The 15,590-nt window shown below is 34.9% G+C and carries 14 protein-coding genes; 2 read left to right on the plus strand and 12 right to left on the minus strand.

The window, feature by feature from the left end:
• Window positions 1–207 precede the first annotated feature (207 nt).
• Window positions 208–1,467: a threonine ammonia-lyase IlvA gene (gene ilvA / locus M1D60_RS11860; protein WP_456275099.1), complete on the minus strand. Its 1,260-nt coding sequence runs from the start codon at window positions 1,465–1,467 to the stop codon at window positions 208–210.
• A 336-nt stretch (window positions 1,468–1,803) separates the two neighbouring features.
• Here ilvA and M1D60_RS11865 point away from each other — a divergent pair, with 336 nt between their 5' ends.
• Entirely contained in the window at window positions 1,804–2,367 is a 564-nt protein-coding gene (locus M1D60_RS11865; protein ID WP_456279424.1) for a DsbA family oxidoreductase, read from the plus strand.
• A 288-nt stretch (window positions 2,368–2,655) separates the two neighbouring features.
• Here M1D60_RS11865 and M1D60_RS11870 read toward each other — a convergent pair whose 3' ends face one another.
• The 7 genes from M1D60_RS11870 to M1D60_RS11900 form a co-directional block, all read right to left on the minus strand.
• Window positions 2,656–3,156, minus strand: a complete 501-nt coding sequence (locus M1D60_RS11870; protein ID WP_456275100.1) for a hypothetical protein — start codon at window positions 3,154–3,156, stop codon at window positions 2,656–2,658.
• A 455-nt stretch (window positions 3,157–3,611) separates the two neighbouring features.
• The gene (locus M1D60_RS11875; protein ID WP_456275101.1) at window positions 3,612–4,844 is read right to left on the minus strand and encodes an aminopeptidase; all 1,233 of its coding nucleotides are present in this window, start codon (window positions 4,842–4,844) and stop codon (window positions 3,612–3,614) included.
• Between the two features lie 83 nt (window positions 4,845–4,927).
• The gene (locus M1D60_RS11880; RefSeq protein ID WP_456275102.1) at window positions 4,928–5,728 is read right to left on the minus strand and encodes a serine/threonine protein kinase; all 801 of its coding nucleotides are present in this window, start codon (window positions 5,726–5,728) and stop codon (window positions 4,928–4,930) included.
• Between the two features lie 1,035 nt (window positions 5,729–6,763).
• Window positions 6,764–7,582 (minus strand): gamma-glutamylcyclotransferase, encoded by an 819-nt coding sequence (locus tag M1D60_RS11885; RefSeq protein WP_456275103.1) that lies wholly within the window; start codon window positions 7,580–7,582, stop codon window positions 6,764–6,766.
• 127 nt (window positions 7,583–7,709) lie between these two features.
• Window positions 7,710–8,615, minus strand: coding sequence for an AEC family transporter (locus M1D60_RS11890; RefSeq protein WP_456279425.1), 906 nt, complete (start codon window positions 8,613–8,615; stop codon window positions 7,710–7,712).
• A gap of 192 nt (window positions 8,616–8,807) precedes the next feature.
• Complete coding sequence (locus tag M1D60_RS11895) at window positions 8,808–9,353, minus strand: hypothetical protein (RefSeq protein WP_456275104.1); 546 nt, start codon at window positions 9,351–9,353, stop codon at window positions 8,808–8,810.
• Entirely contained in the window at window positions 9,341–10,285 is a 945-nt protein-coding gene (locus M1D60_RS11900) for a ParA family protein (protein WP_456275105.1), read from the minus strand. The genes M1D60_RS11895 and M1D60_RS11900 overlap by 13 nt, the downstream gene beginning before the upstream one ends.
• A gap of 256 nt (window positions 10,286–10,541) precedes the next feature.
• Between M1D60_RS11900 and M1D60_RS11905 the strand changes: the two genes are divergently transcribed.
• Window positions 10,542–10,946 carry a (deoxy)nucleoside triphosphate pyrophosphohydrolase gene (locus tag M1D60_RS11905; protein ID WP_456275106.1) on the plus strand — a complete coding sequence of 135 codons (405 nt, stop codon included), beginning with the start codon at window positions 10,542–10,544 and terminating at the stop codon, window positions 10,944–10,946.
• Between the two features lie 229 nt (window positions 10,947–11,175).
• Here M1D60_RS11905 and glnA read toward each other — a convergent pair whose 3' ends face one another.
• The 4 genes from glnA to M1D60_RS11925 all read right to left on the minus strand — a co-directional run bounded on the left by glnA (window position 11,176) and on the right by M1D60_RS11925 (window position 15,479).
• A complete protein-coding gene (gene glnA, locus M1D60_RS11910; protein ID WP_456275107.1) occupies window positions 11,176–12,531 on the minus strand; it encodes a type I glutamate--ammonia ligase in 1,356 nt (451 codons plus the stop codon).
• A 234-nt stretch (window positions 12,532–12,765) separates the two neighbouring features.
• The gene (locus M1D60_RS11915; protein WP_456275108.1) at window positions 12,766–14,055 is read right to left on the minus strand and encodes a L,D-transpeptidase family protein; all 1,290 of its coding nucleotides are present in this window, start codon (window positions 14,053–14,055) and stop codon (window positions 12,766–12,768) included.
• 268 nt (window positions 14,056–14,323) lie between these two features.
• The gene (locus M1D60_RS11920; protein WP_456275109.1) at window positions 14,324–14,506 is read right to left on the minus strand and encodes a hypothetical protein; all 183 of its coding nucleotides are present in this window, start codon (window positions 14,504–14,506) and stop codon (window positions 14,324–14,326) included.
• A 58-nt stretch (window positions 14,507–14,564) separates the two neighbouring features.
• Window positions 14,565–15,479 (minus strand): DUF4870 domain-containing protein, encoded by a 915-nt coding sequence (locus M1D60_RS11925; RefSeq protein ID WP_456275110.1) that lies wholly within the window; start codon window positions 15,477–15,479, stop codon window positions 14,565–14,567.
• Window positions 15,480–15,590 lie beyond the last annotated feature (111 nt).

Consider the following 15,590-nt stretch of genomic DNA (forward strand, 5'->3'; position numbering starts at 1 on the left):
TACTGAATAATGGAAAACGCTTACAATATTGTCCTATTAATGAAGAAAGCGTTTTCAACCTCTTCATAAACTTTTTTTTAGGTTTTTTTATGTCAGAAAACCTCACATATAAAAGAGCGTTTTCAGCCTTGGTATTACTAAGATTAGCCTAGTTTTAGCACGTAAGCCAAACAAAAAAAAGAGACAATAAAATGTCTCCTCTAAGAACTAAATCAATAGATTAAAAAGGTCTGGATCTTTATTTATTTCTATATATGTAAATCCTTTTGATTTCATATTTTCGATAAGTTTAAAATAATCCTTTTGATCTTTCACTTCAATTCCAACTAAAACAGGTCCTTTATCACGATTATTTCGTTTTGTGTATTCGAATCTTGTAATGTCATCCGTTTCACCAAGTACATCATGCATGAACTCACGTAAAGCACCAGCTCGCTGCGGGAAATTTACAATGAAGTAATGTTTGAGTCCTTCGAAAATAAGTGAGCGCTCTTTAATTTCCTGCATTCGATCCAAATCATTATTTCCCCCACTTACAATACATACGACATTCTTACCTTTTATCTCTTCTCGGTAGTCATCTAATGCGGCAATTGATAGCGCACCGGCTGGCTCAGCAATAATGGCATTCTCATTATAGAGAGATAAAATAGTCGAACAAACCTTTCCTTCTGGTACAAGCACAATATCATCTAGCAAGTCTTTAGACATTTCAAATGTAAGTGTTCCGACCTGTTTTACGGCTGCACCATCAACAAATTTATCAATATTCTCTAGCGTGACAACTGAATTATTACTAAAAGATTCCTTCATACCAGGGGCACCTTCAGGTTCAACGCCAATAAGTTTCGTATCAGGCGTAATACTTTTAATATAGGAACCGACTCCAGAGGCAAGACCCCCTCCACCGATGCTCATGAATAGATGAGAGATCGGCTCCTCCATCTCATTAAGGATTTCAACTCCAACTGTGCCTTGTCCCGTTATTGTTAAATAATCATCAAAAGGATGAATGAAGTTCATTTCATGGTTCTGACAATAAGCTTGAGCCTTTTCATACGAATCATCAAAGGTGTCACCTGTTAAAATCACCTCGGTAAATTCACCACCGAAAAATTCAACTCTTGACACCTTTTGTCTAGGTGTCGTTGAAGGCATAAAAATTTTCCCCTTAATTCCAAGAGCCTTACATGCATAAGCGACTCCCTGCGCATGGTTCCCAGCACTTGCACAGACTACACCCCGTTCACGTTCTTTTTCGGTGAGACTCTGCACTAAATAGTAAGCCCCTCTAATTTTAAAGGAACGAACAATTTGTAAATCCTCTCTTTTTAAAAAGACATTACACTCATAACGTTCCGATAAGATTTCATCCTTTTGAAAAGGAGTTTTAATCACTATATCCTTTAACACCTGGTATGCTTTTAAAATATCTTCTACTTTTACACGCTGAAGAGTATCCGGCATAATCGGTCCTCACTTTCAAACATATTGGAATTTTCTAATAATAGATTTAGAAGCTATTGTAACACATAGAAAAAAAAGGGCAATGCATGAAAACGGATACATTATAAAAAAAGAAAACTGTCATATAAAATGTTTTTTCTAATAAGTTGAGACAAACATCGGTTACTTTCAATCTTGTTGTTGGTCTCAAACAACTAATTGGACAAACTAGCGGAATAATCGTTATACTATAAAAAAAATTATGGAGGTAATCATATGTTAATTGAAATGTGGACAGACTTCTCTTGACCATTTTGCTATATTGGCAAAAAGCGTCTGGAGGACGCTATTAAAAAAATTGATCAACCGGTCGAGGTCGTCTATCGTTGCTTTGAATTAGATCCTAATGCTGAGCGGAACGTTGACTATAATATCTATGAGAAACTAGCGGAGAAATATGGTATGAGTATTGAACAGGCAAAAGCTAATACTCAACAAATGGTTGAAATGGCAAAAGCTGAGGGCTTGGATTATAAGATGGATACAATCATTTTAACAAATACCTTTGATGCCCATCGTCTCACTATGTTTGCTAAATCTAAAGGGTTAATGCATGAAATGACAAATCGTTTATTACATGCTTACTATACTGAATCTAAACACATTGGAGATCACGAGACATTAATTGAGTTGGCTGTTGAAATTGGTTTAGAGCGTGATGAGGTTGCAAGCTTGCTTGTAAGTGAGGCCATGACCGAAGAAGTTCGAACTGATGAAGAAAACGCTGGCCGATTCGGGATTAGAAGCATTCCAACCTTTATCATTAATGAAAAATATGCTTTGACTGGTGCGCAGGGAACGGATGTTTTTGTCCAAGCTTTACAGCAGGTAATTGATCAGGATGGTCCATTTAACAAATAGTTTTAGGAGCATATATTATTTAAGTAAAGTAAACACGCCATTGTGCGTGTTTTTTTCTATAGTTAAGACTTATTCTAAAACTTTTTAGCTCTCGAACTCTAAGTAAAGAAAAAGTCCCTATTTAAATCCCTATTTTTGTTCGTTTAGGTAGTTTTATTAAAAAATGCTTGTTGCAGGCAGTTTTCTTACCTGTATAAGATAATGCGTCATATTGTAGTCATCGTCATAACTTGAAAAATAGTATTTACCGCAACCCACAAAGCTTGTACCAACTCCTACTTATTATTTCTATACTAATTCTTTGGTAATCCAAACTTTAACCAGTAATCCAAGTAATAAATAAACAACAATATATTTCCAATCAATAACTAACCTATCATTCTTCTTTCTCACGATACCAAGTCCGATAATCCACCAAAAGATTGCTGATTCTGTTATTCTTTTTTTTGTTTTGTTACCTACTATTATTCCGCTTTCTTTCTTTCTGTTTTCATGACGTGCCCATAGGATTACGATGACGATGTCAGCAATGGCTCCAAGGGATACAGCAGTAAGTACAAATGAAGAAGATGGCTTCCACTTGTTTGGATCCTCGTTTTTCTTTTTTTCTTCTATTTTTTCTTGGTGTTCTTTCAATGCTTCATCAAAGCTCTGATTCAGTTTAGTTTGTGTAGCTTCATTGGCAGGGGATTGTTTAGGTATATCTAGGGTTGAATAAAAGATACCAATTGAAATGATAGCTATAATAAATAAGAAATAACCAAGTCCGAAAATAAGTCCTTTTTTCATATTCATCACCCATTTTCTGTTTAATCATCAATGCTAGTATGTGTTTATCATAATAAAAGGCTATCTATTGGTATTGAAAAAATAAATAGAAAGTATTCATCCACCTACTAATTTAAACCTAAACTTAATGGAATTATATGTAAAGTACTCTTGTTATAATGTCATGAATTGTTAACAATTCGATCCTGCGTACGTATCTTAAAACGTAAAAAAGTGCATGGAAGGAATCCATACACTTTTTTGAAATTGTTTTAGATTACTTTAAATTAAGGCTCTGTTAAAGTACAATGTTGATTTTTTTGCACAGTTGATTGAAGTGGAAGGACGCGAGACTCCTGTGGGAGTAGCGTGACAGGTGAGACCCCACAGGCGCAGCCGAGGAGGCTCACCGCACGCCCCACGGAAAGCGAGTGTCCTGTAACGAAAATCAACAACGAGGTTTAACACAGCCTAAATTAAAATGCCCAGCTACCATTTCTAAATACGGCAACTTTTTGCCCATCTTTTGTAATACCATCAATGTTCATTTCGGCTGAACCGACCATAAAGTCTACGTGAGATAAACTATCATTTAATCCATGTGCGACAACTTCTTCTTCACTCATGTTTTTGCCTCCTTCTACGCAGAACGGATACGCTTTTCCGATAGCAAAATGATTCGATGCATTTTCATCAAATAGAGTGTTGAAGAAAATTAAATCAGTATTAGAAATCGGTGAGTTATGTGGAACAAGTGCCACCTCTCCCAGGTATGCAGAACCTTCATCTGTTTCAAGAAGCTTCTTTAATGCTTCATACCCCTTTTCAGCGGTAAAATCAACAATCTTGCCATTTTCGAAGGTTAACGTGGATTTTTCAATTAAATTACCTGCATAGCTTAACGGCTTCGTGCTTGAAACAACACCATTAACACCTGTCTTAGCATTAGCGGTAAAGACTTCTTCCGTTGGCATATTTGCTATAAACTCGTTGCCGTTCTCGTTAATGCTACCCGCACTAACCCAAATATGATCCTTTGCAAGTTCAACCGTCAAATCTGTTCCGGGTGCTGTATAATGAAGAGCATGAAATTTCTTTTCATTTAAGAAGTCTGCTTTAGAATCTAGTATATTAGTATGGTTTTTCCATTCTTCAACAGGGTTCTCTTTGTCAACTCTAGTAGCTTGGAAGATGGCATCCCAAAGAGCATCCATACGCTTACCTTCTTCAAGATCAGGAAATACTTTATCGGCCCAAGCTTGAGTTGGAATGGCCACTATTGACCAGCTGTTTTTATCACTCATCATTCTGTTACGATAAGGCTTTAATACATTAGAAGCAGCTTTTGTAGAATTTTGAATACGCTCCTGAGAAATTCCTTTTAAAAGATCTGGATTTTTTGAATCAATATGTAAAAATGCTGCGCCTTCTTCAGCTAGTTCATTCTTTCCTTTTGACATCCAATAAGGATATTCTGTAAAGGCTTCGTCTGGTGCTAACTCAAATTTCATTCGTGTAAGCTCATCGTCTTGCCAATCAATGACCACATGTTTTGCGCCTTTTTCATATGCTTTTTTAGAAATGTTACGAACAAATTCAGCTGCTGAAATGGGGGCCGTAATGACAAGAGTCTGACCTTTTTGAACATTTACACCGATTTCAACCGCAAGTGCTGCATATTTTTCTAATTTCTCTTGAAATGTTGTCATATAATCTCTCCTATCTACTCTACTCTCTTCCTTATATTATCAATATTTCGGCAACTTGGGAAGCAAAGTGAAAGGCCTGCATATTACACGCAAGCCTTTAGTAACGAGGTAATAAAATTTACCTCTTTTATTATTTCATTGATGTCTTGAAAGGGGTTATCTAACTTTAATAATTTTCGTACAAGCATTTTTGTTCGGGGGTGTATAGAAAGTTCCTCTTCCCAGCTGAGTTCCTTCCTTGATGAAGGCTTATATGTTGAATACAGTAAAAAAAGCAGGAAATGGCCAAGTGCATAAAAGTCACTTGTAACAGAAATCTCTCGGTACAATTGTTTTTCTAACGGCATTGACGGTAGTATTTCTAAGTCATTTACGTGATCTAGTCTAGTGGCAAGTCCTAAGTCGATAATGGAAACGTCTTCTTTGTCAATTAGAATATTAGGAATACGAAGGTCACGGTGGATCACTTCATGCTCATGTAAATAATGGACAATCTTTAGAACTTTAACTAGTAGCTGAAGACTATCTTCTTCGTTAAATTGTTGACCATCTTGAAAAATAAGATCCTCAATATTCTTTCCTGGTTTCCATTCCATGACTAGAAAGGCCCGGTCCCGTTCTTCAAAGAAATCAAGGCAGGTCGGAATTCTTGAATGGCTCAATGCAGCAAGCATTTCTGCCTCACGCTGTAAATAGCCCTCCCTTTCTTTTTTCTTGCGGTTCCGGGCTTGTTTAATCACCACTATATTCCCTGTTAATGGGTCTGTTGCACGATAAACCATACCGTAGCTGCCTTTCCCAATAAAGTGAAGTATTTTATATCTCTTGTTTAGAGTGGTCCCTGCCTTATACGGTCTCTCCAACCAATCATTAAGATTGAACATCCTTAGCTACTGCTATAGGACTTACCAAAAAATCCGGTTGGCTTATGCTTCTTTTTATAATAACCATGGCCATATTTTGAAGGATGGTGTCCGTATGGTTTCTTTTTAAAATCACTGCTTGAATAATGTTTATAATACGATTTACTTTTGCTTTTTAGAAAATACTTAAAGAGTTTATCTAGCATAAAGATCACCTTTTTCTTTTGATTTTTATACAAAAAACACTCTACGCAAATGGTAAAGTGTTTTGCTAATACAAAGGGGCTTTACCATTAGGCAAAGGTCTCGCTAACAGCCGAAGCTGCCAATTAAAGCCGAGGAAGAATCCCTGTAATGACGACTTTATTGTGAAAGCTACTCCCCTTTGGAGTATTTATTTGTAAGTATTTTAATTATATCAAGGTTTTTATATTTACTCAAATAAAAAGTTGATGTGAGTTTAATAAAGGCTCTTTTCTAACACTTTGTTGCTTTTGTGACATTTATTTTGGCTGTACAACCGGTATTATAAATAAAATGAGTAGAGATTAGAAAGTAGCGACCTTCTTTATGTATAGCAAGATCTTAATACTAAGGTAAAAATCCGGCTTTTGGGATTTTTTCGCAAAGCAACAATCTATACAAACAGCCTTAATAAAAGACTATTTATTGAAAAACAGAACATACTTATTTATAATGAACATATAGTAATAAATGATCAGGTGGTGCGAACACCTGATCGTTAACTACAGCCGCAAAATAAGTGGCTAACCCAAGATAAAGATAAATAAAAAGAAGTAACTGTCTTCGGCCTGGGGAGGTGAGACGGTTACTTCTTTTTGTTTGAAACAAAAAGCATGATCGTGATAGACAAGATGCCGAGTATGACTAAATTCGATTGAAGGGCAATTGTCAACGCCTCATATGCTGTCATTAAACCACCTCCCAACCTTAGGGAAGTAGTTAACCGCTCACCTGCTTATGTAGTTACCTTCTATTATATCATAAATAGAACACTTGTTCCTATCTTAATTTATGTATAGATGCTTTAAGTTTTTATACATATTCTTCACTTAACAACCCATTTGCTCCACGAATAATTTCTTTTTCGTAATGCAGAGGCGGGGCTAGTTCTGCCTTTTTTTGAACCACAACAAAGGTAAGCACATTCTGTAAGATGTTTCCATCTGTCTCTATCGTAACAAATGTCGGACGATAGGTTTGAAAATTAACCCCTTCTCGGTCAAATAGATAATTAAATATTGCTTCAATGGGAATCTCATATACTTTACCTTCTACGACTCCCCCCTCTTCAACAAGATCAGCACGACCTCCATCATTCGAATGCTTTGTAAACCTGAGTGAATAACCGGCTAAAACCCCTCTTCCTTTTACCTTTTTAAAATAATGTTCCACTCCATGTTCAATAAATCGCTGATCATCCATACAGCTTCCATAAGCAAAGTACAATATGCTTTCTTCATGGTTTAGTAATCGATATCGCTTCCAGTCTCCATGTGTAATCGGTTCTTGAAGTAGTCTTATATCATTTGCCACATAAATGAAAGCCTGTATGGTTTTTGTGTCAGTATGGATCGTTTGAGAAATGCGGTTATATAAGTTATCAGTACCTCCTTCTATATAATCCTCTAGCTCATCTAATTGCTTAAGTTCTTCATCGTTTACCGAGTAAAGCTCACCATATATCAAACTAGTAGTCGATTTTCTTATAGCAGGGTACCCAAAACCACTATCAAACATTTCTCCAAACGTCCAGCATTGCTCGGCTACAAGACTTGACCTTTCAAGTAAGTAATGGTTTGTCTCTCCTATCCTTAGCGTTCCATAGACAAATACAAAATGGGATTGTGTCATACCGGTACACTTCCTTTCTACTATATAAGTTCGTTTAATTGGAAGGAATTCCTGTGTAAAATATTTTGATAGTGTATAAGTTATTGAGTATTAAAAAAACCCAGTCCTTTAGCTACTGGGGTAAGGTCTATGAAATTAACGCAAGTATAATAGGTAAGGTAATGACGCTTGCTAATGTACTAACCAGGGTAACTGAAGAAACAAATTCAGGCTTCGTATTAAATTCTAGCGACATCATCGTTGTATTGGCTGCTGATGGCATAGCAGCCATGAGGATCATAATATCACCCACTAAATCTGATACCGGGAGAACAAGCGCAAAAAGAAAGGCAATTAAAGGTGAAACAACTAATTTTAATCCAAGCGAATACGACATTTTTTCTATCTCTAGATTTTTAATCCGAATGGTGGCTAGTTGCATACCAAGGATAATCATAACTGTTGGAATAGCAGCATCCGCAACTAGTGTGACACTTCTATGAATCATCTCAGGTAAGTCAAAAGGAGCTAACTGAAAGAGTATTCCGGCTAAAGCTGCATAAACCGTCGGCATTTTAACAACTGCTAACAAAGCTCCTAGAATACCAGTTTGCTTCTCATCACTTCCCTTTGCTGCATAATAGATCCCTACTGTTGTCATAATTAAAGATTGGATAACCATCAAAATAATCGCAATATCAAAACCTGCAGCTCCAAATGCAAAAAGTGCCACCGGCGTACCGTAGTTACCGTTATTCATAAAAGCTGAAGATAACACTAGTGAGCTAGCTTCATTTCTTGTATACTTCTTAAAATATGAGATGGCATAGACGAGGGTAATCAGTCCAAAGCACACACCTAAAGCAAAAATGGTCAAATGAAGATAAGTGGCGTTTAGCTCATTCTCATAAAATGTTTTAAACACCAAAAATGGCATTAGTAAATATAAAGCCATTTTTGAAATACTCTTCGGATTGATGTTTAACGTTCTCTGTCCTATAAACCCAACCGCAAAGACAATAAAAACGGGTATTAATACCAAAACAAATTCCATCATTACACCTTCTAACTAAAAGTAACTATTATTTTACTAAGATATTATTATTCTACCTTAAAAATTACGATTGTCGAAGTATTATAAACAATAAATTTATTAGAATGTAAATTAGTTTACATAATAAAATTATTGTCACTTATACACATTAAAGCAGTGGGGGACAGGCCCCCACTGCTTTAATGTATTAAATTATTTCGTTTTTGTAAATGCAGCTCCACGTCTTGCTGCGTGAATATTTAACTTTATTGTTTGGAGCAACGCTTTTTTATTTTTCCCTTTAATCTCAACCGTTTCTCCAGTTAAGATACAATATAGTAGTTTTAAGTCTATAGCTGTAGCATGATTTAATACTTGTGAATCGGTAGTTTCTTCAAGAAATTGGACAACATCTTCTTCTTTTGTTATTTCTTCGTAATTTAATTTTGTTCCCTTGAGTTCGTTATATTTTCCTTGGGATAATAATTTTAACCCCTGATCAAATTTATTTAACTTAATATTCGATTTCTCTTTTGTGTTTTCTCTCGGTTTTCCTGCCAGTTTTGGTTTCTGTTGATGGTCTTGTTCTTTTACTAAGTCTGTCGGGAGCAATGAACCTTTTTGAATGCTGTTTAATAGTTCAATGGTTTTATTCAACTCTATAATTTCATTTTTGAATAAACCTTCATCAATTGATTGATAAATACTTCTCAACTTTTCTATATAACTTGAAATATGTCCAAAAGTTATTTTAGCCATCGTTTTCCACCTGAAAATATGAGAGTTTTGATCGGCTTTTGTTCAATGCAGGTGATAATTTCGTTTGTTAGCTCCTTGTATTCAGCTGCTTTTTCTCCATTAGCCGTTGCTCTAGCAATATGTTCATAATTATGAATGACTGTATCAAATACATACTTCTCCACACCAATGTTTGACAACAGTGTTTCAACCTTCGCTTTCGTTAAATCTTTCTTTAAATCATTCATAACCGTGTCATAATTAGCTGTGCCTTTTTTCATTGTTTCAAAGATTCCTAAAAGTTCAGGTTTATCTCCGAATAATTCTAAAGCTAGACTAGCATTCTTAGCTTCCTTACATGTTTTTTGAAAAATTTTATCTACTGTTTTTATATAATGAACGATGCCTCGTACACTCATTGTTTGGATGATCGAGGGGATAATATAAAAATCTGACAACAAAAATGCCCCTTGTGTAATAATATTGTTACTCGGTGGGCAATCAAACAATATATAATCAAAGTCATCTTCCACATGACTAGACTGGAAAAACTGCTGAAGAGTCAATAAATCGTAGAAATCATCCTGTAGTCGTTGAGCAAAATCATCTAAACCGCCATTTCTATAAAAAATATTAGAAGGAATAAAGTGTACACCTTCATCCGTTTCTTTAATTAAGTTCTTCTTTTCTAACGTTACGTTAAGATGTGGGTATTCCTCTTTTTGGAACCATATATCATATACGTAATTTAAGCATTCGTTATTCTTTAATCTTTCAAGGTCCATCCCGGTACGGGTTAAGCATATTTCACTAAGTGAGCATTGTGGATCTAAGTCAATTAGCAACACTTTTTTTCCGGAATCCACCATATGTAATGCGATTTGATAAATACTAGTTGTCTTCCCAACCCCACCCTTGTAATTTCCAACAAAAAGCTTCTTAGCTTTAGGCACAGCTGTCCCCCCTAAGATATTAATTCCATTTATTGTATTAAGGGAAACCAAATTTATGCAATGAAATTCAAATGTTCTTTGGGGGTCCGGTCTGCAAATTGTGTGAATCATGGTCCTGTTTATTAAAATTTCGATTATCATTTAAACCACTACTGCATCTGTGATTAAAATGATTGTAAATTAGAAAGATAGGGATTTGAAAATTTTGGAACGTTGAAACATAATATAGGAAACATTTAATAGGAGAAGATTTAAAATGAATGAAATTAAAGTTGTCGCGGCAATTATTGAGAATGACCAAAAAGAAATCCTATGTGCACTCAGATCTAAAGAAATGTCTCAGCCTGATTATTGGGAATTTCCAGGTGGAAAGGTTGAGGAAAACGAGGATATATATTCTGCACTTGAAAGAGAAATTTTAGAGGAATTACAATGTAATATAAAAGCAAATGAACTATTTCACGAGAATATCCATGAATATGACAGCTTTATTATTAATTTGATTACTATAAAATGTATGATTGTAAAGGGAGCTCCCTTTCCAACTGAACACGCATCCCTCCAATGGGTAAAACGAGAAAATTTATCATCATTAAAATGGGCCCCGGCAGATCTTCCTGCTGTTGAGTTATTAGTGAGTGAGTTACACGGAAAAAGTTAATTATAAATTAAGGCTGTTTGTATAGATTGTTGCTTTGCGTAAAAATCCCAAAAGCCGGATTTTCAGCTTAGTATTAAGATCTTACTATACATAAAGACAGTCGCTCTTTTCCAATCTCTACTCAATTTACTTATCATACTGGTTGCACAGCCAAACTTAATGTCACAAAAGCAACAAAGCTTTAAAAAAGAGCCTAAATTAAAAAAGCGGGAGCATTCCCGCTTTTTGATTAAAACTTAGTATGATAGTTTTCAAGTTCCCATGAATGTACGGCAGTACGGTAGTCATCCCATTCAGCCTTTTTAAGAGCTACATATTCCCCATACACATGCTCTCCTAAAGTTTTAAGACCAATTTCACCAGCTTGTAATTCTGCTAAGGCAGCTTCTAAGCTACCAGGTAGGTTTTCAATTCCAAGGTCAGCACGAACATCTTCTGACATATGGAAGATATCAGCGTCGATTGAATCACGAACTTCGAGTCCTCTTTCAATTCCATCTAACCCAGCAGATGCTATTAAAGCGAAAGTTAGGTATGGGTTTGAAGATGGATCTGGACAACGTAATTCTACGCGAGTTGCTAAACCTTTCTTAGCTGGGATACGAATTAATGCAGAACGGTTAGAAGGTGACCATGCAATATAGCAAGGTGCTTCATAACCAGGAACTAAACGCTTATAAGAGTTTACTAGAGGGTTGGTTACCGCTACAAAGCTCTTTACGTTATCTAAAATTCCTGCAATAAATTGGTAAGCTTTTTCAGATAATTGGTTCTTATCAGCTGCATCGTAGAAAGAGTTCTCGCTTCCTTCAAATAATGACATATTTACGTGCATTCCTGAACCGTTAATCCCGTAAACTGGCTTTGGCATAAAAGTAGCATGTAAACCATATTGACGTGCTACTGTTTTAACAACCCACTTATAAGTAGTTGCATTGTCAGCTGCACTTAAAACATCTGCGTATTTGAAGTTGATTTCATGCTGCCCTTCAGCCACTTCATGGTGAGAAGCTTCAATAGTAAAGCCCATTGCTTTTAATGCACGATAGATTTCTAAACGAACGCGCTCACCGATATCCTTAGGTGATGGTTCAAAATAACCACCAACATCACTTAATTCAAGAGTAGGAGTACCGTACTCATCTGTTTTAAATAAGAAGAACTCTAGCTCTGGACCTACAGAGATTGAGTAGCCTTGATCAGCTGCGCGTTCTACTGTCTTTTTTAAAACGTTTCTTGTGTCTCCTTCAAATAAACTACCATCAGGGTTTGTTACAGAGCAAAGGAAACGAGCTTCCGAATAGCTATCTTCCACAGTCCATGGTAATACGGCAAAAGTATTTAAATCTGGAAGTAGATAAAGGTCTGATTTGTTTATTGGAGAAAATCCTTTAATAGAAGATCCGTCAAACATCATCTTTCCTTCTACTACATCATCAAATTGATCTGCAGTTACTGTTACATGTTTTAAAATTCCTTCGATATCAATGAATTGTAGGTGAAGTAGTTCTACACTCTTTTGTTTAATTGTCTCTTTAATCTGCTCAAGTGTTCCCGTGCTATCTTTTGTAATTACATCTGCCATGTCACATTACCTCACATTTTTATGTTATTTTTCCTTACATTGATTATATTGAGATTTATTGATTTTGACAACAGTTTTTAAATAAAAAATTTCAGAAATTTTCTGAAAGCGTTTACTCTAATAAAGTTATCTAATGTAACATAATTTAGTTATAATTTTGTTTATAAAAGGAAAAAACCTGAGGAATTACACCTCAGGTTTTTTAGTATTTGGACTTGTATTATCTATCATTAACTACTCTATTATTACCTTTGTTTCCAACGGGAGTATTTCAAACAGTTCTTCTATAACGCTATTTTCCAGACGAATACAGCCATTCGTTACATATTTACCTATTGATGTTGGATCACTAGTTCCATGAATTCCATAAGTTCGTCCGCTAGTACCGTTTACATCTAGGCCAAGCCATCTAGTCCCTAATGGATTTCTAGGATCTCCACCAGGAATGCCCTTAGGAGTATAACCGGGGTTGCTAATTTTGGTTATAATTCGGTACGTTCCTTTTGGTGTTAATGATTCTTTTCCTGTTGCGACAGTGACTGTTTTATAAATTTCACTATCTTTATATATGGTTAATTGATTGTTTTTCAAGGAAATTCTTATCATCCAATCAGGGATTACATCGTCTATAATGGTTTGTGCTTTACTTCGGTAAGGGTTTACGATTTTTATTGTTTGTCCGATTGTTATATTCTCAGATATCTGATTTACTTCCTTGGTCATTGATAAAAAAGTTGAAAATTTATAGTATGAACTCATGATTCCAAACAATGTTTCAGTTGGTCTAATTGTATGGGAAATCAATTGATGATCATGAAAAACAGTGATTCTTTTATCCGCCTGAATATCCAATGAGGGATCTTCAATATTATTATACTCACTCAAATAGTTTACTAACTTTGATTTACTGTAAAAAGTCCTAATAATCTGATACAAGGTTTCACCTTTTTGTACCTTATGTTGGGTCAAGTATGTTGGGTTAGGAATCAGGATTTTCATCCCTTCTTTAATCTCCAGTTCTGGATGCTGAATGTTATTAAAGAGAAGAAGTTGCTCAACATGATCCTTTTCATAATATAATTTAGAAATACTATACAATGTTTCTTTACTTTGGACGGTATGTTCAATAATTAACATTCCGGAGTTACGAGAAAAAGAATTTTTTATAGTTTTTTGAGGTTTAGGAGCTAGTTCTTTCTGATCCGAGGAGTTAGGTAATACTTTATTTACTGATTCTTCAGCAACCAATTCCTCACTTATTACATCCTTTGTTTCCTCTTCTGATGGTGTTGTAGATAAATTTTGTATAACCTCCTGATTAGAAGAAACACGATCTTTAGCACTTACCTCAATCTCTTTAAAAGTCAATTTTGTTGCCAACATTTTGTCGTTCGTGGGTTCCTCTTTATAGTAAAAGATTGCTACAGTAAAAATGAGGATCATTAAAGAAAGAAAGACATACATTCTCTTTCTCCTTTTGTTTAGTGTTGCAGTTTCTTTCCTTGATTGTGCTGGTAGTTCCATAAGTTCACCTTATTCCCTTTTTTCCAATAACTGTCGAAATAACCCGAATCTTACTCAGTTTACAGGAATCGGTAAGATGAGGATATAGGATAGTGAACTTATTTTAATGACCTAATAAACTAGTCCTTTTGTGGCTTTTTTCTAAATCTCATCCTACATTTGTCCTATTTGTTAGGTTTGATATATATAATTTAATTATTTCAACCAGCATCAATAAGCGCTAATCGTTATGATTAACGCTTATTTAAACAAATAGGCTATTAATTTTCTACCAAGGTCCGATATTGTTAATATTAGATGGGTTTTGTTTTTGTGTTTCGTCTTTAACTTCTTCGATTGATTCTTTTACTTTTTGATCGTGAAGTGATTTATAACGATTTGTCCTGTTATCTATTAAAAAACCAAATATCAAGAATGAAATGACAATGAGAGAAACAATTCCCCAAAACATAAAACACCCCCTCCCACTCAAGTATATTCACATAAAGAGAAGAGATTAACTTAAATACTTATCTCAATATTCTTATCGTCAGTGGGTATTTAAATTCTTTCCCCAATAATGAACCAATCAGCGCAATTATAATGGTCACTACATAAAACAAGCCACCAGCAATTAAACAAGCAATGGCGAGAATCGTGACTAAAACACTGCCAGGACCCGAATCTCTTAAAAGAAAATTAACCGTATAAAATACAGTAATCGATGTTAAAGAATAAATGGTTAAGCTTAACTGGAAATTGATAGACTGCTTTCCGTGGAAATCTATGAATTTAGATTGATATCTAAGAAAATACCAATAAACAAACGTTATAGTAAAGTTTAATCCAGGAATAGGGATAATGGCTATAACGTGGGGAATTGCCGCAAGTATCTTTTCTGTTAGGTTTTTATTAATTTTTTCATTTCGCATCAGAGTCTTATGGTCGTTCAATTCAATTTTTATAAATGATCTGAATGTATCTATATCACTTTCAGTAAAAAAGTATGTTTTTGGAATTACCATTGCTTTTGCTTTTGAAACGTAAAGAAGAAACATTTCTTCAAGCTCGTAACTCTTAGTTACATCAGACCATCTGTAGTAAGTTTTACTTCTCTCCGTTTCAAGAATCATTCCTTCTTTATTTACTGTGTAAACTTGTTGTAATTTCAAGAACGACTCGCTGTAGAATAGTTTCCTGGTTTGAAAATGATTTAAACTAAATAAAAATAGTAGTCCAAATACCCCTATAATAAAGGAATTAATTAAAACAGTTAGAGTAATGTCTTCGTAAATAAAAGCAGACAACAATAAGAAGGACAAAAGAAAACTAAGGATAAACATAGATAGCATCGCTTTTCTAACATGAAACATATTATATTTCTTAAAATCTTTAAATGTCAGTGTTCCTTTAAACGTTATATTTTCATCAGTTGACCGATTCAATTTTTCTCCTCCCGGTTTTGATAAGTCGTCAGATACATAAGATCTTCAGTAATATCGTAGCATAGCTAGGTAGCAAATTCAGGGGATAAAACTCTGGTCAAAGTGAAAAAG

The organism is Bacillus sp. AK128 (genome assembly GCF_053903075.1).

What these genes read in the sequence shown, in the direction of transcription:
- ilvA (WP_456275099.1), bottom strand. Translation starts at nt 1,467, where the DNA reads ATGCCGGATACTCTTCAGCGTGTAAAAGTAGAAGATATTTTAAAAGCA.
- M1D60_RS11870 (WP_456275100.1), bottom strand. Translation starts at nt 3,156, where the DNA reads ATGAAAAAAGGACTTATTTTCGGACTTGGTTATTTCTTATTTATTATA.
- M1D60_RS11875 (WP_456275101.1), bottom strand. Translation starts at nt 4,844, where the DNA reads ATGACAACATTTCAAGAGAAATTAGAAAAATATGCAGCACTTGCGGTT.
- M1D60_RS11880 (WP_456275102.1), bottom strand. Translation starts at nt 5,728, where the DNA reads ATGTTCAATCTTAATGATTGGTTGGAGAGACCGTATAAGGCAGGGACC.
- M1D60_RS11885 (WP_456275103.1), bottom strand. Translation starts at nt 7,582, where the DNA reads ATGACACAATCCCATTTTGTATTTGTCTATGGAACGCTAAGGATAGGA.
- M1D60_RS11890 (WP_456279425.1), bottom strand. Translation starts at nt 8,615, where the DNA reads ATGGAATTTGTTTTGGTATTAATACCCGTTTTTATTGTCTTTGCGGTT.
- M1D60_RS11895 (WP_456275104.1), bottom strand. Translation starts at nt 9,353, where the DNA reads ATGGCTAAAATAACTTTTGGACATATTTCAAGTTATATAGAAAAGTTG.
- M1D60_RS11905 (WP_456275106.1), top strand. Translation starts at nt 10,542, where the DNA reads ATGAATGAAATTAAAGTTGTCGCGGCAATTATTGAGAATGACCAAAAA.
- glnA (WP_456275107.1), bottom strand. Translation starts at nt 12,531, where the DNA reads ATGGCAGATGTAATTACAAAAGATAGCACGGGAACACTTGAGCAGATT.
- M1D60_RS11915 (WP_456275108.1), bottom strand. Translation starts at nt 14,055, where the DNA reads ATGGAACTACCAGCACAATCAAGGAAAGAAACTGCAACACTAAACAAA.
- M1D60_RS11920 (WP_456275109.1), bottom strand. Translation starts at nt 14,506, where the DNA reads ATGTTTTGGGGAATTGTTTCTCTCATTGTCATTTCATTCTTGATATTT.